The sequence below is a fragment of the Streptomyces sp. NPDC055239 genome (genome assembly GCF_053606205.1).
The window spans coordinates 795,858-815,735 of record NZ_JBSGRD010000003.1; the positions used below are offsets into that span (position 1 = coordinate 795,858).

Sequence of the window (19,878 nt, forward strand, 5' to 3'; positions counted from 1 at the left end):
CGTACGCTTATGGACATGAGCGCCATGGAGGGCGGTTCGCCGGAGGCGGCCGGCCGGGCCGACACGGCTTGGCAGCGTGCCGTCCGTGCGGAGGAACGCGCCGCACAGGAGACAGTGAACGCCGAGCGTCATGAGCGGCTCTTCGCAAAGACGGGCCGCGTGCTCCACTCGACGATGGCGGTGCGGCACCGCGCGGTCGCCGAGCGCCATCGCACCACGGCCCGCCTCCAGCATGCGTACGCCCTGCGCCTCGCGGAGGCAGAGAACAGAGGTGGTGGCCTCCGCCCTCTTTTCATGGCGGGGGTAGCGGAGGCCTGCGGGACGCGCAGTGCCGCGCTCACACTCGTCGGGGCCGACCTGAGCCAGCTCGCGGTCGCCGCTTCGGACCGGCCCTCACGCGGCGCCCAGGATCTGGAGTACGTCCTGACGGCGGGCCCCGGAATCGACGCTGTCCGTAACCGGCGAGCGGTGTACGCGTCGGGCCCCACTCTTGAGAGTCGCTGGCCCGGCTATGGCTCCGGTATCGCCGAGCTCGGCCTGAGTTCGGTCGCGGCGCTCCCGCTGAAGGTGTCGTCGGACTGCATAGGCGTGCTGACGGTCTTCGATCCCCCGTCGGCGCTCGCCAGGTCGGGAAAGTTCGGCGAGGTCGCGGCCGCGCTTGCGGACGGCGTTCTGATAGGGCCTGACGCGGATCCCGGACTGTACGGCGGCGCGGACCTGCGGGCCGTGGTCCACCAGGCCGCGGGCGTGCTGTCCGAGCAGGCGGGCAGTTCGATCAATGACGCCCTGGCGCTCATCAAGGCACGGGCGTTCACTCTGGGCGTGCCCCTGGAGTCGGTGGCCCAGCGCATCATCTCCGGGGAACTGAAGCTCCGATAGCGGCGAAGGCGCACGGCTGCGGGGCCCCCGCAGCCGTCAAGCCCTGACCCATCGGGCTCAGCAGCCGTGCCGTGTCCCTTCGCGCACGGCGATGTGCGGCGGGACCGCGATGCCGGGCGGGAGCAGCGGGTCGGCGACCGGGGTGCCCCAGCTTGCCGTCAGGGGAAGGTTCCCGGCCCAGACGCCGAGCGCGGCGTCCGGTCCTTCTCCGTCGTCCGGCGGGCCCACGCTCGTCTTGACCGACGCCTCCTCCAGAGAGAGGGCGAGCAGTGTCGTCGCGGCGAGCTCCTTGCGGCTCGGACGACGGGCGTGGTCCCACTGGCCGGGGGTGGCGTGCTCGGTGAGCAGGCGCAGGCCGGTCAGCTTCTCGTCCGGGTCCGTTACCTTGCGCGGGACGCCGTAGATCATCGCGCTGCGGTAGTTGACGCCGTGCTCGAAGACCGAGCGGGCCAGGATCAGACCGTCGATGTGGGTGACGGTGACGCAGACGGTCGCGCCGGGGTCAGCGGCCAGGCTGCGGCTCGCGACGGAGCCGTGCAGATACAGCAGGGTGTCGTCGCGGCCGTAGACGGTGGGCACGACCATGGGGTGGCCGTCGATCACGACGCCCAGGTGGCAGATGAACCCCGCGTCGAGGATCGCTTCGAGGTCGGCGCGCTCCAGGCTGCCCTGCTCGCGCAGGCGGCTGTGGCGGGTGCGGTCGGTCTGAGAGAGCTGCTGGGAAAGCTGCCGGCTGGTGGTCACGCCTCCGCAAGCTACCGATATCGCGCCCGGAACGCCATGCCTCAACGAATTACTTACGGCGACTCAGCAACGTACGACGAAATCCGCAGCCCGTGCACGATCCGTCCAATTCCCCCGCCGAGAATCCAACAACCCCCGCCGCGTGAGTGTTGTGACGTCCCACCTCCCGGCTGTCTGATGGAGGTCATGGAGCTCCCCTACCTCGAGGACGTATCCCCCGGCACCGGCAGCCTCCCGCCCCGCGCGTGGTACGCACGCTCGGATGCCGTCTCCCTCTCCCTGAACGGCAGTTGGCGCTTCCGCCTCTCCCCCACCGCCGACGCCGCCGACGACTCCTTCGCCTCGGACGGCTTCGACGCCGGGGCCTGGGACACCGTGGCGGTGCCGGGCCACTGGGTGCTGCAGGGGCACGGCGCGCCGATCTACACCAACATGGTCTATCCGTTCCCTGTCGACCCGCCCCGCGTACCCACCGAGAACCCGACGGGCGACCATCTGCGCACCTTCGACCTGCCGGGCGACTGGCCCGCGACCGGCGGCGGCACACTGTGCTTCGACGGTGTCGAGTCCTGTGCCCGCGTCTGGCTGAACGGCACGGAGCTCGGCGAGTTCAAGGGCTCACGCCTTCCGCACGAGTTCGCGGTCGGCCACCTCCTGAAGCCGTCGGGCAACGTTCTCGCGGTCCGTGTCCACCAGTGGTCGTCCGGTTCGTACCTGGAGGACCAGGACCAGTGGTGGCTGCCGGGCATCTTCCGGGACGTGACCCTGCTGCACCGCCCCGAGGGCTGCGCGCTCGACTTCTTCACGCACGCCTCGTACGACCATCGCGCGGGGACCGGGACGCTGCGGGTCGCATCGGACGTGGACGGCCGGGTCACCGTGCCCGAGCTGGGGGTCGATGTCGCCACGGGCGAGCCGGTGACGGTGGCCGTCGAGCCCTGGACGGCCGAGACGCCCCGGCTCTACGACGGGGTCCTGGCCACGGCGGGCGAGCGCGTCCCGCTGCGGATCGGCTTCCGTACGGTGGCCGTCGAGGACGGGGTCATCAAGGTCAACGGCCGCCGGATCCTGTTCCGCGGCGTGAACCGGCACGAGTTCCACCCGGAAACGGGCCGCGCGCTCGACCTCGCCACCATGCGCACCGATGTCCTGCTGATGAAGCAGCACAACATCAACGCGGTCCGCACCAGCCACTATCCGCCGCACCCCGCCTTCCTCGACCTCTGCGACGAGCTCGGCCTGTGGGTCGTCGACGAGTGCGACCTGGAGACCCACGGCTTCACCGAACAGGGATGGCGCGACAACCCCGTCGACGACGACCGCTGGACGCCCGCCCTCCTGGACCGCGCGGCCCGCATGGTCGAGCGCGACAAGAACCACGCCTCGGTGATCATCTGGTCCCTCGGCAACGAGTGCGGGACGGGCCGCGGCCTGAGCGCGATGGCCCGCTGGATCCGCGCACGGGACACAGGCCGCCTCATCCACTACGAGGGCGACCAGTCCTGCGCGTACACCGACATGTACTCGCGCATGTACGCCGACCATGCCGAGGTCGATCGCATCGGCCGCCGCGACGACACGGACGGACCGGCATCACGGCTCCAACTCCCCTTCATCCTCTGCGAGTACGGGCACGCTATGGGCAACGGGCCCGGCGGCCTGAGCGAGTACCAGGAGCTGTTCGATGCGCATGAGCGCAATCAGGGCGGCTTCATCTGGGAGTGGATCGACCACGGCTTCAGGCACCCGGAGCTCGGTTACGCCTACGGCGGCGACTTCGGCGAGGAGCTGCACGACGGGAACTTCGTCTGCGACGGCCTGGTCTTCCCCGACCGGACGCCGTCACCGGGCCTCGACGCGTACAAGCAGGTCATCCAGCCGGTGCGTTTCACATACGACAAGGACGCTGGGACGCTCAGGGTCACCAATCTGCACGACTTCGCGGATCTCTCCCATCTGTCCTTCGAGTGGTCGTACATCAGTGACGACGACGCGGTGTACGAGGTCGGAGAGCTGGCCGTGCCGCCGGAAGTCGGGCCCGGCGAATCCGTCGAACTGAAGCTACCGGGCGCGCCACCCGCGAGCCGCGGTGCCGAGACCTTCCTGCGTCTCACGGCGACGGTGGGTGTCAAGACCAACTGGACGAAGCTGGATCACGTCGTCGCGCGGGCCGAGTTCGCGGTGACGCCGCGTCCCGATGTCCGCGCCGCAGTCGGCGAACGGCCTGTGCGTGACGGCCACTCCATCACCCTCGGACCCGGCACGTTCGACGCCCGCACCGGCGAACTGCACACTCTGAACGCCGTCCCCCTGACCAGCGCCCCGCGCCTGGACATCTGGCGGGCCCCCACCGACAACGACAACGGGGCGTCCTGGCAGGGCGGACAGCGCAACGGTCTGCTGTGGCGCGAGCTCGGCCTGCATCGGATGCAACACCGTCTCGACGCGGTCGAGTTGACCGATGACGCGCTCACCGTCCGCACCCGCGTGGCTCCCGCCTCGCGCGACATCGGCCTGCGCACCACCTACCGCTGGACCTCCGACGGCACCCGTCTTCGCCTCACGGTCTCCGTGGTGCCCGAGGGCGAGTGGAAGGTTCCGCTGCCCCGGCTCGGCATCCGGCTCGGACTTCCCGCCGCGTACGGGTACGCGCACTGGTTCGGCGGCGGCAACGGTGAGGCGTATCCGGACACGGGTGCGGCGTCCGTCACCGGCCGCCACTTCATGCCGGTCGACCGGATGCAGATCCCGTACGTGCGCCCCCAGGAGAACGGCGCCCGTGCGGACGTCCGCTGGGCCGAGCTGCGGGCGGGCTTCACCGGCGAGGGGGTGCGTGTGGTCGGCGAGCCCGCCTTCTGGTTCACCGCGCGCCGCTGGACCACCGAGCAGCTGGACGCGGCCACGCACCGCACCGGCCTCACCCCCGGCGAGACGGTGTGGGTCCATCTCGACCACGGCCAGCACGGCATCGGCTCGCAGTCCTGCGGGCCCGGGGTCCTGCCGCAGTACGAACTCCACGCCACCCCGGCGCAGTTCGCCTTCACCTTCGCGCATCGCGATGCCACGCCGCCGCCAGCCGGGTGAACCTCGCTCTGACCGGGGTTTTCCGGTGACTCAGCACTGGACTGGAAGTCACCGTCGAACGGCGTGCCGCCCTGGGGGGGGGAGGGAGCACCCCGACGCTCGGCAAGTCCATGGCATCCACGTAGCGAGGATTCGCGGACCGGGAGAGTCACCCGATGGGCTCCAGCTCTCCCTGATCGAGGCGGTAGGGCGGATATACGTCCGTGAGCAGCAGTCCGTAGGCCAGGACGCGCGCCACCCAGCGGTGCAGACCGATGTTGAGGTCGTACATCCCACGGGGGTAGCGGCCGGTGAAGAGCAGCGACACGCCCGCGTAGAAGGCGAGGAGCCCGGCGAGGCCGATGCTGAAGCGGTAGCCGCCCACAAGGAGCGCGACCACGATGAGCTGCGGAACGACAAGGAGCCAGCCCTTGACGAGGACGAGTCCCCTGGAGAGGTGCTCGGGGTAGTCGATGTCCAGGTGGGCCGGATAGTCGGCTACGTCGGCCAGGGCGAAGGGCGGATATCGGTCGGTGCCGAGCGATCCGTACGCGTAGTACTCCACGCGCCAACTCCAGCGCAGCACACCGACGTTGTAGTCGAAGAGGAGCCGTGGATAACTGCCGGTGAACAGGACGGCGAAGAAGGCGACGAGGGTGACGAGCAGGAAGCCGATCCACAGGAAGAGCAGAACGATGTAGTGCGGGAGCACGAGCAGCCACTTCACCAGCCAGAGCCAGCGGGAGAGACCGGCGTCGTACCGCGTCTCGAGGCGGACAGGCCCGACCGGACTGACCGGGTCTTTGCCGAGCGTGGTCGGCGTGGGCATGGCGGACATGGCGGTCATCTCCCCTCGTCCACGTGCTTGCCCTTCTCGCCCACATGTACGACCGCACGGGGGCGGCGGCAAGGAGTGGCGCGGCGTCCGTTTTCTTCAAGACGGGCAGGGGGCGGCTGCCTAGGCTGCGAGACATGAACACGAACATCACACCCCGCTTCGATCTGATCGGCATCGTCGTCTCCGACATGGCCGCGACGCTCGCCTTCTACCGCCGCCTCGGCCTGGAGTTTCCCGAGGGTTCCGAGGACCAGCCGCATGTCGAGGCGGCGCTCCCCGGCGGTCTGCGCATCGCGTTCGACACGGAGGAGACGATCCGCTCCTTCACCGAGAACTGGGAGCCGCCGCAGAGCGCGGGCCGCATCGGTCTCGCGTTCCACTGCGAGACCCCCGAGGGCGTCGACGCGGCGTACGAGGAGCTGATCGGCGCCGGACACCACGGTGAGCTGGGGCCGTGGGACGCCTTCTGGGGCCAGCGGTACGCCTCCGTACTCGACCCGGACGGGAACGGCGTCGATCTGTTCGCGCCGCTGTCCAAGGTCTAAGCGCTCCGCCCCGGCCGAGGGCTGAGCAGCTCACTCAACGGCATCCCCGCCAACTCCTTCACGTCACGCGCCAGATGGGCCTGGTCGGCGAACCCGGCCACGGCCGCCGTCTCCGCGTACGCCACGCCCCTCCTGGCCAGGGCGAGGGCGCGCTGGAGCCGTAGGACACGGGCAAGCGTCTTGGGTCCGTAGCCGAAGGCGGCGAGTGAACGCCGGTGCAGGAGACGGGCGTTGATGCCTGCGTCCTCGGCGGTCGCGGCGATGGACCGCCCCGCGTCCAGTGCCTTCACGACGTGCGCGAGCAGCGGGTCAGGGGGATCGGCGGCGCCCGCACGCTCCAGGGCTACGGCCTCCAGGACGGCGGCCGGATCGCGCGCCGCGTCCATGCGCTCGGTCAGGCGGCGGGCGTCGGCGGACGGCCACAGGTCGGCGAGGTCGACGCGCCGGTCGCGGAGTTCGTGCGCGGGCACGCCGAGGAAGGCGGGGGCGGTGCCGGGGTAGAAACGGATGCCGACGTACCGGGCGGCGGCGTTCGACTCGGGCAGGTATGCGCGGGTGTCGGGCCCGGCCACCAGGAGCCTGCCCCCGCTCCACAGCAGATCCATGCAGCCGTCGGGCAGGACGGGGTAGACGCCGTCGGCCTCACCGCCGCCGGCGCGGGTCCACAGAACCGCGCCCGCGACACGGGACGGCCGCTCGGCGTACTCGACGCTCTCGTACGACACGTTTTTAAGGTTACGGCGCTCAGGGGCTACGCGGCCCGTGAGCGGTGCTCCTGCGGGCTGACCCCGTACACCCGCTTGAAGGCGCTGGACAGGGCGAACGCGCTGCCGTACCCGACGCGCCGCGCGATCGCGGCGATCGTCTGCTCGCCGTCCCGCAGCAGGTCGGCGGCGAGCGCGAGCCGCCAGCCCGTCAGGTACGCCATCGGCGGCTCCCCCACGAGCTCGGTGAACCGCCGGGCGAGCGCGGCCCGCGAGACACCGGCCTTCGCGGCGAGCGCGGCGATCGTCCAGGGGTGCGCGGGGTCGTCCTGGAGCAGCCGGATCGCCTGCCCGACGATCGGGTCCCCCATCGCCCGGTACCAGGCGGGTGCCTCCGCCTCCGGCCTGGAGAACCAGGCGCGCAGCGCGGCGATCATCAGCAGATCGAGCAGCCGGTCGAGCACGACGTCCTGTCCCGGCTCGTCCTTGGCGATCTCGTCGGCGAGCAGCGGCGTGAGCGGACAGTCCCACACCTCGGTGGGCAGGACGAGAAGCGGGGGCAGTGCGTCCAGGAGCCGCCCGGTGATCTCGCCGCGCGCCGGATAGGTGCCGATCAGCATCTCGGCGGCGCCGTCGAGCGATTCGCCCCAGGTGCGCAGGCCGAGGTCGTCGTACTGCCCGATCGGCGTGCCGCCGAGGGGTACGCAGCGCTGGCCGGGTTGGATCTCGGCCCGCGGCGGCGTGTCCTTCTCGTCGGCGACGGTGTAGTGGTCGGGGCCGCGCGCGACGGCGACGTCTCCGGGACGGATCAGCTGGGGTTCGGCGTCGTCGGGCACGATCCAGGCGGTGCCGCGCACCATGATCATGACTGAGAGGGGCGCTTCGTCCGCGATGCGGACGGACCAGGGCGGGTCGAAACACGCGCGGATCATGAAGGCTCCTCGCGCGCGCGGGCCCTCCAGCAAGCCTGCGAGTACGTCCATGCCAAAAGCGTAGACGCACGCGTATGGGGGTGAGTCCCTGGCGGATGGTTCCTTGTGGCGGGCGGCAGTTGACTGGAACGCATGACGAAGAACGCGTCGCGGACGCACACCCAGAAGATGACGGTGCTGGTCACCGGCGCGACCGGCAAGACCGGACGCCGGGTCGCGGAGGCCGCGCAGGCGGCGGGGCACACTGTGCGGGCCGCTTCGCGGTCGGGGGCGGTGCGGTTCGACTGGTACGACCCCTCGACCTGGGAGGACGCGCTGCGGGGCGCGGACGCGGCGTACCTCGCGTACATGCCGGACGTCGGCGCGCCCGGTGCGGGCGAGGCGGTGGGGGCGCTGGCCCGGCGGGCGGTGGAGCTGGGGGTGCGGCGGCTCGTGCTGCTTTCGGCGCGGGGAGAGGACCAGGCGGAGCCCGCCGAGCGGGCGGTGCGGGAGTCGGGGGCTCAGTGGACTGTCGTACGGGCGAGTTGGTTCGCCCAGAACCTGAGCGAGGGGCCGCTGCTCGAGGGCATGCGCGCCGGCGAACTGGCGTTCCCCGCCGGGGAGGTGCTCGAACCGTTCATCGACGCGCGGGACATCGCGGATGTGGTGGTGGCGGTGCTGCGCCCTGGCTCGGGCTACGCGGGGCGGGTCGTGGAGATCTCGGGGCCGCGGCTGCTGTCCTTCCGGGACGCGGTGGGGGAGATCTCCGCGGCTGCGGGGCGGGAGATTCGGTACGTTCCCGTTTCCGCTCGGGAGTACGGGGGTGCGCTTGCGGAGTACGGGGTGCCTGCGGAGGAGGCGGAGTTCCTGATCGAACTCTTCGAGACGAATCTGGACGGGCGCAACGCGTATCTCTCCGAGGGGGTGCGGGAGGTTCTTGGGCGGGCGCCTCGGGACTTCGGGGAGTTCGCTCGGGAGCAGGCGGAAGCCGGCGTCTGGAAGGCGTGACTTTCCCCAACCCCGCCCCTTCCCACAAACCGTGCCTGCGCCCCGGACCTACCTGGGGCTCCGCCCCAGACCCCGGTCCTCAAGCGCCGGACGGCTGAATCTTTCAGCCGTCCGGCGCTTGAGGACGCCCCCGCGCAGCGGGTTTTCGGGAAGGGGCGGGGTTGGGGAAAGGAAATGCCTCTACTCCGGCGGCGTCTCCCCGCTTCCCCCCGGCTTCTTGACGTGCGTCCGCAGACGCGAAGAGACGTCGTCCGGGGGCAAGAAGCGCGACCAACGCTCGGGGAACTCGGACGGCATGTCCTGGTCGTCGGGGTCCGTGGAAGCCTCCCGCGCAGCGGCCGCGCGGGCCACCACCTCCACCGCCCGCGCCTCCCGTATCCGGTCATTGGCCGCTCGCGCGGCAGCCGTGGCGACGGACGGCCACACCCGGTCGATCGCGGCGTTCACCGCGGCCCCCACAAGGACCGCGAACGCCGACACCCCTATCCACAGCAGCACCGCGACCGGCGCCGCCAACGAGCCGTAGATCGTCGGCCCTTCGACCGTGCTCGTCAGGTAGATCCGCAGCAGGAAGCTCCCCAGGACCCACATGCCGAGGGCGACGAGCGCACCGGGCATGTCCTCCACCCAGGGCGATCGCACCGGCACGGACACGTGGTAGAGCGTCGTCAGGAACACCACCGAAAGCAGCGTCACCACCGGCCAGTACAGGACCTGCACCACCGTCGTGGAACCGGGCACCAGCTTCACCACCGCGTCGGGCCCCGCCACCATCAGCGGCAGCGCCACCGAACCGATGAGCAGCGCCACGATGAACAGGCCGAACGCGAGCAGCCTGGTCTTCACGATGCCGCGCGCGCCGTCAAGGCCGTACATGACCGTGATCGTGTCGATGAAGACGTTCACGGCGCGCGAGCCCGACCAGAGGGCGAAGAGGAAACCGATCGAGATGACGTCGGGCCTGCCGACGCGCATGACGTCCTCCAGTATCGGCTGCGCGATCTGGCTGACGCCCTTGTCGGAGAGGACGGTTCGGGACGCCTCGAGGATGTTGTTCTCGACGCTGGCGATCGTGTTCGCGCCGGTCCAGCGGTCCACGTACGCCAGCAGACCGATCAGGCTGAGGAGCAGCGGCGGCACCGAGAGCAGCGTGAAGAACGCCGCCTCTGCCGCGAGACCCAGGATGCGGTATTCCACGCACGAGTTGACCGTGTCCTTGAGCAGCAGCCAGGCAGTCCTGCGCTTGGATACGTTGCTGTAGAGAGCGCGCGCCCGGTTCCAGCGGCCCTTGGGCCTCCCGGGTGTTTCTTTTGCCTGGTGCACCTCCTTACCGTAGCGGCATGGCAGCCAGCACCCACACAGTGACCAACCAGGCTCCGCCCCTGGTGGGATATGACGTCTTTACGTCCGACCGCGCCCTCTCCGAGGGAGTCGAGCGGCATCTCGATCCCACCCTTCTCAGTACCGCGCGCGAGCAACTCTCGGAACTCGGGCGCACCGCGGGTTCGGCCCAAGCACGGGAATGGGGGTTTCTGGCCAATGAGAATCCGCCCGTTCTGCACACCCATGACCGCTATGGGAATCGCGTCGACGAAGTCGCCTTCCATCCGGCGTGGCACCGACTGCTCGGCAAGGCGGTGTCGTCGGGTCTTACCACCGCCTGGTCGCGGCCCGGGGGCCATCTGCGGCGCGCCGCCGGGTTCCTGGTGTGGTCGCAGGTCGAGGCGGGGCACGGCTGCCCGGTGTCGATGACGCACGCGGCGGTCCCCGCGCTGCGGGCCGATCCCGCGCTCGCCGCCGAGTGGGAGCCCCGGCTCACTTCTCTGGTCTACGACGAAGGACTTCGGCCCGCGTCCCAGAAGGCCGGAGTGCTCTTCGGGATGGGCATGACGGAGAAACAGGGCGGAAGCGATGTGCGCGCGAATACGACACGTGCGCGTGCTCTCGCGGAAGACGGCGCCTATGAACTCACGGGGCACAAGTGGTTCTGTTCCGCACCTATGTCCGACGGCTTTCTCGTGCTCGGGCAGACCGGTGCGGGACTTACGTGCTTTCTTGTGCCGCGTGTGCTCGATGACGGCACCCGTAACGCCTTCGCCATTCAGCGCCTGAAGGACAAACTGGGAAATAAGTCGAATGCGTCCAGCGAAGTCGAGTTCGACGGGACATGGGCGCGCAGGGTGGGCGAAGAGGGGCGCGGAGTGCGCACCATCATCGACATGGTGGCGGCCACGCGGCTCGACTGTGTCGTGGGCTCGGCGGCGCTCATGCGGCAGGCCGTGGCACAGGCCGTGCACCACGCCACGTACCGCGAGGCGTTCGGCGGCAAGCTCATCGACAAGCCGCTCATGCGCAACGTACTGGCGGATCTGGCCCTGGAGTCGGAGGCGGCCACGACGCTCGCGCTGCGGCTCGCGGCCGCGTACGACGACGGGAGCGAGCAGGAGCGGGCGTTCCTGCGGATCGCCGTGCCCGCCGCCAAGTACTGGGTGACCAAGCGCTGCACGCCGCTCGTGGTGGAGGCCCTCGAGGTGCTCGGCGGCAACGGCTACGTCGAGGAGTCGGGGATGCCGCGGCTGCTTCGCGAGTCGCCGCTCAACTCGATCTGGGAGGGCTCGGGGAACGTACAGGCGCTTGATGTGCTGCGTGCGTTGCAGCGGGAGCCGCAGGCCCTGAACGCCTTCCTCCAGGAGGTCGGCAGCGCGCGCGGCGCCGATCACCGCCTGGACGGCGCGATCAAGGGGCTGCTCACCGAACTGGCCGACCTGGACGGCATCGAGGCGCGGGCCCGTCGTCTCGTGGAGCGGATGGCGCTGGTGCTCCAGGGTTCGCTGCTCGTGCGGTACGCGCCCGCGGAGGTCGCCGACGCGTTCTGTGCCTCGCGGCTCGGCGGGGACTGGGGCTCGGCGTTCGGGACGCTGCCGCACACGCTCGATCTGGCCGCCGTGGTGGAGCGGGCCGCGCCCGGCGACGTCGGGACGGAGTAGCGGGGAGCCATGGAGTAGCGGGGGTGATGCCGCGCCGACACGGCGTCACCCCCGCCCTCAAGCCCCGATGAGGAGCGCCAACGCCGCGTGAACGGCGTTGACATCAGCTTCGGCCGCCGCGCATCTGTCCGCGAGGGTTGCAGACCGTTGCAAGTCGGCGGCTGCGACTGGTCACCCACGGAACTACATCGGTTCATCACTGAATCAATACCCATGCGGGCGCCGAAGGGGCACGATGGTTGGATGCCTCCCCCCGACGCACTGGCTCTGCTCGGGAAGGACCCGGTGATGGAAGCGACTTCGACGCTCGACCTCGCGAGGATCTCCGCCATGGACTGCACGCAGGCCGCGCGACTGCTCGCGAGCGTCCGTCACGCGGCGCTCGCCGGGCGGCGGCCCAGCGTGTTGCCCCGTCCGGTGATCGAGGAGTCCTGGGAGCGCATGCTGCTCGGCGGGGTCGATCCGGACCACGACTTCCGCTCCCGGCTGCTCAGCGTCGAGGAGCTGGAGGAGCGCCGCCGTACGTCGCCGCTGGTCGAGATCATGCCGGTGCTGCGCGACGCGCTCGTCTCGGTGGCGGACGCGGCGCACCACATCATGGTCGTCTGCGACGCAGACGGCCGGGTCCTGTGGCGCGAGGGCCACTCCACGGTGCTGCGCAAGGCGGACTCGCTCGGCTTCGAACTGGGCGCCGACTGGAGCGAAGGCGTCGTCGGCACGAACGGGATAGGGACACCGCTCGTCATACGCCGGCCCTTGCACGTGTTCTCCGCCGAGCACTTCGTGGAGACGCATCACGCGTGGACGTGCATGGGCTCGCCCATCATCGATCCCCGTGACGGCCGCCTCCTCGGCGTGGTCGACATCAGCGGCCCGCTGAACACGATGCATCCGACGACGCTCGCCCTGGTCGACGCGGTGGCGAAGCTCGCCGAGGCCCGGCTGCGGGAGAACCACGTGACGGCGCTCGACCGGGTGCGTTCGGTGGCGGCGCCGGTCCTCGCCCGCCTGGAGGGGCGCGCCGTGGCGGTGGACTCCCACGGGTGGACGGCGGCGGTCACGGGCATGCCGCACACGGACCGGCTCTCCCTGCCCAAGTCCATGGCGGCGGGCCGCACGTGGCTGCCCTCGCTCGGCACCTGCGCGGCGGAGCCGCTGCCCGGCGGCTGGCTGCTGCGGGTGGACGAGGACCCGCAGCCCCTGGCCGCGACCCGCGTCATCCTGGACGTGAGCAGGCCGCGCCGCTGGTCGGTCACCGTCGAGGGCGGTGGCGCGGGCGGCTGGACGCATGAGCTGAGCCCGCGCCACGCCGAACTGCTCTATCTCCTCAGCGCCCACCGCAAGGGCCGCAGCGCTTCGGGCCTCGCCGAGGAGATGTTCGGCGACCCGGCACGCACGGTGACCGTCCGCGCGGAGCTCTCCCGCGTCCGCCGCTACTTGGGCGGCCTCCTGGCCCACCGTCCCTACCGCTTCCCCGAGGACGTGGACGTGCGGGTGATCCTGCCCGAGCACCCGGCGAACCTGCTGCCGCATTCGACGGCACCGGCGGTACGGGAGGCACGGAGAGTGGCGGAGCCTTGAGTGCCGTAACAGAGGCTGTTTGCCCCCATTACGGACGTCCCGCCGTGGACGCCGGTCCCGCCCCATGATTTTCTGACCGCCATGAGCCTCACTGTCACCACCTGGTCCCTGGAGCAGACCGCTCCCGGCGATCTGCAGCCTGCCGCCGCTCCCGACGGCGACGTCACGATCGCGCGGGCCGAGATCCCCTCCCCCGAGTTCAGCCGCTTCCTTTACGCCTCAGTCGGCGGCGACATCCGCTGGACCGACCGGCTCCCCCTCACTTACGCGCAGTGGCAGGAGCATCTGACGCGGCCCGGCGTCGAGACCTGGGTCGCGTACGACAAGGGGACGCCCGCCGGGTACGTCGAGCTGGCGGCGCGGGACGACGGTGACGTCGAGGTCGTGTACTTCGGGCTCATCCCCGCCTTCCGGGGGCGGCGGATCGGCGGGCACCTGCTCTCGTACGGGGTGCGGCGGGCCTGGGACCTGGCCGAACGGTGGCCGGAGCTGCCCTTGACCAAGCGGGTGTGGGTGCACACCTGCTCCAAGGACGGGGAGCACGCCATGGGGAATTACCTGCGGCGCGGTTTCAAGCTGTTCGACACGGAGGTCTCGCAGGAGGCGGATGTGGCCACACCTGGGCCGTGGCCCGGCGCGTAGCGCTCCGTGCGGGGGTGCGTTGTTCGGCTGCGGGTCCGTCGTGGCTGAGCGCGCAGTTCCCCGCGCCCCTGACGGGGCCCGAAGTGAGTGACCGACACCACACCGTCCCGCAATGCGAGACCGACACGTCCACATTCTGGATAATGGTGGACTGGGCCGAAAGTCCCATGACACGCTTCCGTCATGGATCGCACTGGAATTGCCTTGGTGAGTCGACGCCACGTCGATCTCTGCCGCATGTCCAGCGCCATGTGTCCGGCGAGCTGACAGCACCAGCGCCGACGACTTCCCTATCCTGACCACCCTCTAGCGCACCGCCGCGCCTCCAGCGCGAAGTGTGCAGGTCAGCCCAGCCCTCAGCCCGCCTTGAAGGACGTATAGCCATGGCTGCCACCCCTGAAAAACCCACGACTGCCGCGCCCCGGCGCAAGGCGAGCCGTCACCGTGGTGAGGGCCAGTGGGCCGTTGGCCACTTCACGCCGCTGAACGGCAACGAACAGTTCAAGAAGGACGACGACGGTCTCAATGTGCGGACACGCATTGAGACGATCTACTCCAAGCGTGGGTTCGATTCGATCGACCCGAACGATCTCCGTGGGCGTATGCGCTGGTGGGGGCTCTACACCCAGCGCCGGCAGGGCATCGACGGCGGCAAGACCGCCGTCCTGGAGCCCGAAGAGCTGGACGACGAGTACTTCATGCTGCGGGTGCGCATCGACGGTGGACGCCTCACCACCGAGCAGCTGCGCGTCGTCGGCGAGATCTCGCAGGAGTTCGCGCGCGGCACCGCCGATCTCACCGACCGGCAGAACGTCCAGTACCACTGGATCCGCATCGAGGACGTTCCCGCGATCTGGGAGCGGCTCGAAGCTGTCGGGCTCTCCACCACCGAGGCCTGCGGTGACACGCCCCGCGTCATCCTCGGCTCGCCCGTCGCCGGTGTCGCCGAGAACGAGATCATCGACGGCTCCCCCGCCATCGACGAGATCCAGCGCCGCTTCATCGGCAACCCTGAGTTCTCGAACCTGCCGCGCAAGTTCAAGACGGCGATCTCGGGTTCGCCTCAGCTCGATGTCGCCCACGAGATCAACGACGTGGCGTTCGTCGGCGTGCACCACCCCGAGCACGGGCCCGGCTTCGACCTCTGGGTCGGCGGCGGGCTCTCCACCAACCCGAAGCTGGGTGTGCGGCTCGGCGCCTGGGTGCCGCTGGACGAGGTACCGGAAGTGTGGACCGGCGTCATCGGCATCTTCCGCGACTACGGCTACCGGCGGCTGCGTACCCGCGCCCGGTTGAAGTTCCTCGTCGCCGACTGGGGTCCCGAGAAGTTCCGGCAGATCCTTCAGGACGAGTACCTCAAGCGCGAGCTCGTCGACGGGCCCGCGCCCGAGCAGCCGGCCGGCACCTGGCGCGACCACCTCGGCGTCCACAAGCAGAAGGACGGCCGCTTCTACGTCGGGTTCGCCCCCCGCGTCGGCCGCGTGGACGGCGCGACGCTCACGAAGATCGCCGATGTCGCCGCAGCCCACGGCTCGGGACGCCTGCGTACCACCGCCGAGCAGAAGATGATCGTGCTCGACGTCGAAGAGGCGCAGGTCGATTCGCTCGTGGCGGGGCTCGAAGCCCTTGATCTGCGGGTCACTCCCTCCCCCTTCCGACGCGGCACGATGGCCTGCACCGGCATCGAGTTCTGCAAGCTGGCGATCGTCGAGACGAAGGTGCGCGGCTCCACGCTCATCGATGAACTGGAGCGCCGCATCCCCCAGTTCGACCAGCCGATCACCATCAACATCAACGGCTGCCCGAACGCCTGCGCCCGCATCCAGGTCGCCGACATCGGCCTCAAGGGCCAGCTCGTCCTTGACGGCGAGGGCAACCAGGTCGAGGGCTTCCAGGTGCACCTGGGCGGCGCGCTCGGCCTCGAGGCCGGTTTCGGCCGCAAGGTCCGTGGCCTGAAGGTCACTTCGGCCGAGCTGCCCGACTACGTGGAGCGGGTCCTCACGCGCTTCCAGGAGGAGCGCGCGGACGACGAGCGCTTCGCCACCTGGGTGGGCCGCGCCAGCGAGGAGGCACTGAAGTGAGCGAGCGAGCCGCCCCCTTCCACTGCCCCTACTGCGGTGACGAGGACCTGCGCCCCAACGAGACCGGTCACGGCGCGTGGGAATGCGCCGCATGCAATCGAGCCTTCCAGTTGAAGTTCCTCGGGCTGCTCGCCCAGGGAGTTCAGCGCAACAGCGGTGGAGGGGAAGAGATATGACGGCCGTCAAGGTTCAGGAGCAGCGTACGAACGACGAGTTGAAGGCTCTCGCCGAGCAGGCCGGGCGGGATCTGGAGGACGCGTCGGCACTTGAGATCCTCCAGTGGGCCCTCGACACCTTCGGCGAGCGCTTCTGCGTGACCTCCTCCATGGAGGACGCCGTCGTCGCCCATCTCGCCTCGCGGGCCCGCCCCGGCGTGGACGTCGTGTTCCTCGACACCGGCTACCACTTCCCCGAGACCATCGGCACCCGTGACGCCGTCGCCGCCGTGATGGACGTCAACGTCATCACGCTCACTCCGAAGCAGTCGGTCGCCGAGCAGGACGCCGAGTTCGGCGCGAAGCTGCACGACCGCGACCCCGACCTGTGCTGCGCCATGCGGAAGGTCAAGCCCCTTGAGGAGGGCCTGACTTCGTACGCCGCGTGGGCGACCGGCCTTCGGCGTGACGAGTCGCCGACCCGGGCGGGCACCCCGGTCGTCGGCTGGGACGAGAAGCGCCAGAAGGTCAAGGTCTCGCCGATCGCCCGCTGGACGCAGGACGACGTGGACACCTACGTCAACGAGCACGGCGTCCTCACCAACCCCCTCCTCATGGACGGCTACGGCTCCGTGGGCTGCGCGCCCTGCACCCGCCGCCTCCTGGAGGGCGAGGACGCCCGCGCCGGGCGCTGGTCGGGTAACGCCAAGACCGAGTGCGGGATTCACTGATGACAGAGCCTCAGGCAGCGACAGATCCTCAGCAAGCCACCGGTCCCCGGAACGCATCGGAGAAGCACGTGACCACCGGAGCCACCATCTGGCTCACAGGACTGCCCAGCGCGGGCAAGACCACCATCGCGTACGAACTCGCGGACAAGCTGCGCGGTGAGGGCCACCAGGTGGAGGTGCTCGACGGCGACGAGATCCGCGAGTTCCTCTCGGCGGGCCTCGGCTTCAGCCGCGAGGACCGGCACACCAACGTGCAGCGCATCGGCTTCGTCGCCGAACTGCTCGCCCGTAACGGCGTGAAGGTCCTTGTGCCGGTGATCGCGCCGTTCGCGGACAGCCGTGAGGCGGTGCGCGGGCGCCACCAGAAGGGCGGCACGCCCTACCTGGAGGTCCATGTGGCCACGCCGGTCGAGGTCTGCTCCGTACGCGACGTGAAGGGTCTGTACGCCAAGCAGGCGGCCGGTGAGATCTCCGGTCTCACCGGGGTCGACGACCCCTACGAGGCGCCCGAGTCACCCGATCTGCGCATCGAGTCGCAGGACCAGACCGTGCAGGAGTCCGCGGCGGCCTTGCGCGCGCTGCTCATCGAAAGGGGTCTGGCATGACGACCACCGTGGCCACCGTGAGCGAGGGCACCGACAGCCCGTACGCGCTCAGCCACCTGGACTCCCTGGAGTCCGAGGCGGTGCACATCTTCCGCGAGGTGGCGGGCGAGTTCGAGCGGCCGGTGATTCTCTTCTCCGGCGGCAAGGACTCGATCCTCATGCTGCACCTGGCGCTCAAGGCCTTCGCCCCCGCGGCGATCCCCTTCTCGCTCCTTCACGTGGACACCGGGCACAACTTCCCCGAGGTCCTCGAATACCGCGACCGCGTGGTCGCCGAGCACGGGCTCCGTCTGCACGTCGCCTCCGTGCAGGACTACATCGACGCGGGCAAGCTGCGCGAGCGCCCCGACGGCACGCGCAATCCGCTGCAGACCGTCCCGCTCACCGAGAAGATCCAGAGCGAGAAGTTCGACGCGGTCTTCGGCGGCGGGCGCCGTGACGAGGAGAAGGCCCGCGCCAAGGAGCGCGTCTTCTCCCTTCGCGACGAGTTCTCGCAGTGGGACCCGCGCCGCCAGCGCCCCGAGCTGTGGCAGCTCTACAACGGCCGCCACGCGCCGGGCGAGCACGTCCGCGTCTTCCCGATCTCCAACTGGACCGAGCTGGACGTCTGGCAGTACATCGCCCGCGAGGGCATCGAGCTCCCCGAGATCTACTTCGCGCACGAGCGGGACGTGTTCCAGCGCTCCGGCATGTGGCTGACCGCCGGTGAGTGGGGCGGCCCCAAGGACAGCGAGACGGTCGAGAAGCGGCTCGTCCGCTACCGCACGGTCGGCGACATGTCCTGCACCGGCGCCGTCGACTCCGACGCCACGACGCTGGACGCCGTCATCACCGAGATCGCCGCTTCGCGACTGACCGAGCGAGGCGCCACCCGCGCCGACGACAAGATGTCCGAGGCCGCGATGGAAGACCGCAAGCGCGAGGGGTACTTCTAAACATGACAAGCACCACCGAACCCGACAAGGCGCAGCCGCTCTCCAACGAGCAGCTGTCGGCCACCACCCTGCTGCGCTTCGCCACCGCCGGGTCCGTCGACGACGGCAAGTCCACCCTCGTGGGACGGCTCCTGCACGACTCCAAGTCGGTCCTCACCGACCAGCTCGAAGCCGTGGAGCGTGCCTCGCTCGGCCGCGGTCAGGAGGCACCCGACCTGGCGCTGCTCACCGACGGCCTGCGGGCCGAGCGCGAGCAGGGCATCACCATCGACGTGGCGTACCGCTACTTCGCGACGCCCCGGCGCCGGTTCATCCTCGCCGACACCCCGGGCCATGTGCAGTACACCCGGAACATGGTCACCGGCGCCTCCACGGCCGACCTCGCCGTGGTCCTCGTGGACGCCCGCAACGGCGTCATCGAGCAGACCCGCAGGCACGCCGCCGTCGCCGCGCTGCTTCGCGTCCCGCACGTGGTGCTCGCCGTCAACAAGATGGACCTCGTCGCGTACGAGGAGACCGTCTTCGCGGAGATCGCCAAGGAATTCACCGCGTACGCCAGTGAGTTGGGCGTCCCGGAGATCACCGCGATCCCGATCTCGGCGCTCGCCGGTGACAATGTCGTCGAGCCGTCCTCCAACATGGACTGGTACGGCGGCCCCACCGTCCTGGAGCACCTGGAGACGGTCCCGGTGAGCCACGACCTGACCTCCTGCCACGCGCGCCTGCCCATCCAGTACGTGATCCGTCCGCAGACCGCCGAGCACCCCGACTACCGGGGCTACGCGGGACAGATCGCGGCGGGCACCTTCCGGGTCGGCGAGTCCGTGACCGTGCTGCCCTCGGGCAAGACGTCGAAGATCGCGGGCATCGACCTGCTCGGCGAGCCGGTGGACGTCGCCTGGACGCCGCAGTCCGTGACGCTGCTCCTGGAGAGCGACATCGACATCGCGCGCGGCGATCTGATCGTGCCGAGCGGCGACCAGCCGCCGCTCTCGCAGGACCTCACGGCGACGGTCTGCCATGTCGCGGACACCGCGCTCGCCGTGGGACAGCGGGTGCTGCTCAAGCACACCACGCGCACGGTCAAGGCGATCGTCAAGGACATCCCCTCGCGGCTCACCCTGGACGACCTCTCCCAGCACCCCGCGCCCGGAGAGCTCGTCGCCAACGACATCGGCCGCGTCGTCATCCGCACCGCCGAGCCGATCGCCGTCGACTCGTACGCGGCCTCGCGCCGCACCGGCTCCTTCCTCCTGATCGACCCGGCCGACGGCACGACGCTCGCGGCGGGCATGGCGGGCGACGCGTTCGCCACCACCGCCGAGACGGTCGAAGAGGCCAAGAAGGCGGCGGACGACGAGGGCTGGGACTTCTGACATGATCTCGATCGACTATTTCTCGACCTTCGCGAAGGAGGGCGGCCGTGTCGGCAGCGGCGCCCTCGGCAGCGGACAGGGCGGGGTCGGGCG

Annotated in this window: 19 protein-coding genes; 14 read left to right on the top strand and 5 right to left on the bottom strand. The window is 70.1% G+C overall.

The window, feature by feature from the left end; translation table 11 throughout:
* Positions 1-15 precede the first annotated feature (15 nt).
* Positions 16-879, top strand: a complete 864-nt coding sequence (locus ACWFRJ_RS14290) for a GAF and ANTAR domain-containing protein (RefSeq protein ID WP_453528965.1) — start codon at positions 16-18, stop codon at positions 877-879.
* Between the two features lie 57 nt (positions 880-936).
* On the opposite strand, the gene ACWFRJ_RS14295 is transcribed toward ACWFRJ_RS14290, so the two are convergent.
* Positions 937-1,623 (bottom strand): pyridoxamine 5'-phosphate oxidase family protein, encoded by a 687-nt coding sequence (locus ACWFRJ_RS14295; protein ID WP_453528968.1) that lies wholly within the window; start codon positions 1,621-1,623, stop codon positions 937-939.
* 186 nt (positions 1,624-1,809) lie between these two features.
* On the opposite strand from ACWFRJ_RS14295, the gene ACWFRJ_RS14300 reads away from it, so the two are divergent.
* Positions 1,810-4,707 (top strand): glycoside hydrolase family 2 TIM barrel-domain containing protein, encoded by a 2,898-nt coding sequence (locus tag ACWFRJ_RS14300; protein ID WP_453528971.1) that lies wholly within the window; start codon positions 1,810-1,812, stop codon positions 4,705-4,707.
* A gap of 148 nt (positions 4,708-4,855) precedes the next feature.
* Here the strand turns inward: ACWFRJ_RS14300 and ACWFRJ_RS14305 are convergent, their stop codons facing one another.
* Positions 4,856-5,515 carry a DUF4389 domain-containing protein gene (locus tag ACWFRJ_RS14305; RefSeq protein ID WP_453529670.1) on the bottom strand — a complete coding sequence of 220 codons (660 nt, stop codon included), beginning with the start codon at positions 5,513-5,515 and terminating at the stop codon, positions 4,856-4,858.
* Positions 5,516-5,670: 155 nt separating this feature from the next.
* Between ACWFRJ_RS14305 and ACWFRJ_RS14310 the strand changes: the two genes are divergently transcribed.
* The gene (locus ACWFRJ_RS14310) at positions 5,671-6,069 is read left to right on the top strand and encodes a VOC family protein (RefSeq protein ID WP_453529673.1); all 399 of its coding nucleotides are present in this window, start codon (positions 5,671-5,673) and stop codon (positions 6,067-6,069) included.
* Here ACWFRJ_RS14310 and ACWFRJ_RS14315 read toward each other — a convergent pair.
* Positions 6,066-6,794 (bottom strand): DUF6597 domain-containing transcriptional factor, encoded by a 729-nt coding sequence (locus ACWFRJ_RS14315; protein WP_453528974.1) that lies wholly within the window; start codon positions 6,792-6,794, stop codon positions 6,066-6,068. The genes ACWFRJ_RS14310 and ACWFRJ_RS14315 overlap by 4 nt on opposite strands.
* Positions 6,795-6,820: 26 nt before the next feature.
* Positions 6,821-7,756 carry an AraC family transcriptional regulator gene (locus ACWFRJ_RS14320; protein ID WP_453528977.1) on the bottom strand — a complete coding sequence of 312 codons (936 nt, stop codon included), beginning with the start codon at positions 7,754-7,756 and terminating at the stop codon, positions 6,821-6,823.
* 81 nt (positions 7,757-7,837) lie between these two features.
* On the opposite strand from ACWFRJ_RS14320, the gene ACWFRJ_RS14325 reads away from it, so the two are divergent.
* Positions 7,838-8,692 carry an NmrA family NAD(P)-binding protein gene (locus tag ACWFRJ_RS14325; RefSeq protein WP_453528981.1) on the top strand — a complete coding sequence of 285 codons (855 nt, stop codon included), beginning with the start codon at positions 7,838-7,840 and terminating at the stop codon, positions 8,690-8,692.
* 180 nt (positions 8,693-8,872) lie between these two features.
* Here ACWFRJ_RS14325 and ACWFRJ_RS14330 read toward each other — a convergent pair whose 3' ends face one another.
* Positions 8,873-10,015 (bottom strand): YihY/virulence factor BrkB family protein, encoded by a 1,143-nt coding sequence (locus ACWFRJ_RS14330; RefSeq protein WP_389901197.1) that lies wholly within the window; start codon positions 10,013-10,015, stop codon positions 8,873-8,875.
* A 17-nt stretch (positions 10,016-10,032) separates the two neighbouring features.
* Between ACWFRJ_RS14330 and ACWFRJ_RS14335 the strand changes: the two genes are divergently transcribed.
* The 10 genes from ACWFRJ_RS14335 (at position 10,033) to ACWFRJ_RS14380 (ending at position 19,785) form a co-directional block, all read left to right on the top strand.
* Complete coding sequence (locus ACWFRJ_RS14335) at positions 10,033-11,679, top strand: acyl-CoA dehydrogenase family protein (RefSeq protein ID WP_453528985.1); 1,647 nt, start codon at positions 10,033-10,035, stop codon at positions 11,677-11,679.
* A gap of 288 nt (positions 11,680-11,967) precedes the next feature.
* The gene (locus ACWFRJ_RS14340) at positions 11,968-13,260 is read left to right on the top strand and encodes a GAF domain-containing protein (RefSeq protein ID WP_453529676.1); all 1,293 of its coding nucleotides are present in this window, start codon (positions 11,968-11,970) and stop codon (positions 13,258-13,260) included.
* A gap of 81 nt (positions 13,261-13,341) precedes the next feature.
* Positions 13,342-13,902: a GNAT family N-acetyltransferase gene (locus ACWFRJ_RS14345; RefSeq protein WP_453528987.1), complete on the top strand. Its 561-nt coding sequence runs from the start codon at positions 13,342-13,344 to the stop codon at positions 13,900-13,902.
* Between the two features lie 183 nt (positions 13,903-14,085).
* Positions 14,086-14,169, top strand: coding sequence for a putative leader peptide (locus tag ACWFRJ_RS14350; protein WP_323178717.1), 84 nt, complete (start codon positions 14,086-14,088; stop codon positions 14,167-14,169).
* Between the two features lie 116 nt (positions 14,170-14,285).
* Positions 14,286-15,983 carry a nitrite/sulfite reductase gene (locus ACWFRJ_RS14355; RefSeq protein WP_453528990.1) on the top strand — a complete coding sequence of 566 codons (1,698 nt, stop codon included), beginning with the start codon at positions 14,286-14,288 and terminating at the stop codon, positions 15,981-15,983.
* Positions 15,980-16,159: a hypothetical protein gene (locus ACWFRJ_RS14360; protein ID WP_344518628.1), complete on the top strand. Its 180-nt coding sequence runs from the start codon at positions 15,980-15,982 to the stop codon at positions 16,157-16,159. The genes ACWFRJ_RS14355 and ACWFRJ_RS14360 overlap by 4 nt, the downstream gene beginning before the upstream one ends.
* A complete protein-coding gene (locus ACWFRJ_RS14365) occupies positions 16,156-16,869 on the top strand; it encodes a phosphoadenylyl-sulfate reductase (RefSeq protein ID WP_453528994.1) in 714 nt (237 codons plus the stop codon). Before ACWFRJ_RS14360 ends, ACWFRJ_RS14365 begins: the two co-directional genes overlap by 4 nt.
* Positions 16,869-17,474 (top strand): adenylyl-sulfate kinase, encoded by a 606-nt coding sequence (gene cysC / locus ACWFRJ_RS14370; RefSeq protein ID WP_453528997.1) that lies wholly within the window; start codon positions 16,869-16,871, stop codon positions 17,472-17,474. Before ACWFRJ_RS14365 ends, cysC begins: the two co-directional genes overlap by 1 nt.
* Positions 17,471-18,409 (top strand): sulfate adenylyltransferase subunit CysD, encoded by a 939-nt coding sequence (gene cysD, locus ACWFRJ_RS14375; protein WP_453529000.1) that lies wholly within the window; start codon positions 17,471-17,473, stop codon positions 18,407-18,409. Before cysC ends, cysD begins: the two co-directional genes overlap by 4 nt.
* Positions 18,410-18,411: 2 nt before the next feature.
* The gene (locus ACWFRJ_RS14380; RefSeq protein ID WP_453529003.1) at positions 18,412-19,785 is read left to right on the top strand and encodes a sulfate adenylyltransferase subunit 1; all 1,374 of its coding nucleotides are present in this window, start codon (positions 18,412-18,414) and stop codon (positions 19,783-19,785) included.
* Positions 19,786-19,878: the final 93 nt, after the last annotated feature.

Excerpts from the sequence above, each read along its gene's own strand:
- ACWFRJ_RS14290 (WP_453528965.1), top strand. The coding sequence starts at position 16 with ATGAGCGCCATGGAGGGCGGTTCGCCGGAGGCGGCCGGCCGGGCCGAC.
- ACWFRJ_RS14300 (WP_453528971.1), top strand. The coding sequence starts at position 1,810 with ATGGAGCTCCCCTACCTCGAGGACGTATCCCCCGGCACCGGCAGCCTC.
- ACWFRJ_RS14305 (WP_453529670.1), bottom strand. The coding sequence starts at position 5,515 with ATGCCCACGCCGACCACGCTCGGCAAAGACCCGGTCAGTCCGGTCGGG.
- ACWFRJ_RS14320 (WP_453528977.1), bottom strand. The coding sequence starts at position 7,756 with ATGGACGTACTCGCAGGCTTGCTGGAGGGCCCGCGCGCGCGAGGAGCC.
- ACWFRJ_RS14325 (WP_453528981.1), top strand. The coding sequence starts at position 7,838 with ATGACGAAGAACGCGTCGCGGACGCACACCCAGAAGATGACGGTGCTG.
- ACWFRJ_RS14335 (WP_453528985.1), top strand. The coding sequence starts at position 10,033 with ATGGCAGCCAGCACCCACACAGTGACCAACCAGGCTCCGCCCCTGGTG.
- ACWFRJ_RS14340 (WP_453529676.1), top strand. The coding sequence starts at position 11,968 with ATGGAAGCGACTTCGACGCTCGACCTCGCGAGGATCTCCGCCATGGAC.
- ACWFRJ_RS14345 (WP_453528987.1), top strand. The coding sequence starts at position 13,342 with ATGAGCCTCACTGTCACCACCTGGTCCCTGGAGCAGACCGCTCCCGGC.
- ACWFRJ_RS14350 (WP_323178717.1), top strand. The coding sequence starts at position 14,086 with ATGGATCGCACTGGAATTGCCTTGGTGAGTCGACGCCACGTCGATCTC.
- ACWFRJ_RS14355 (WP_453528990.1), top strand. The coding sequence starts at position 14,286 with ATGGCTGCCACCCCTGAAAAACCCACGACTGCCGCGCCCCGGCGCAAG.
- ACWFRJ_RS14365 (WP_453528994.1), top strand. The coding sequence starts at position 16,156 with ATGACGGCCGTCAAGGTTCAGGAGCAGCGTACGAACGACGAGTTGAAG.
- cysC (WP_453528997.1), top strand. The coding sequence starts at position 16,869 with ATGACAGAGCCTCAGGCAGCGACAGATCCTCAGCAAGCCACCGGTCCC.
- cysD (WP_453529000.1), top strand. The coding sequence starts at position 17,471 with ATGACGACCACCGTGGCCACCGTGAGCGAGGGCACCGACAGCCCGTAC.
- ACWFRJ_RS14380 (WP_453529003.1), top strand. The coding sequence starts at position 18,412 with ATGACAAGCACCACCGAACCCGACAAGGCGCAGCCGCTCTCCAACGAG.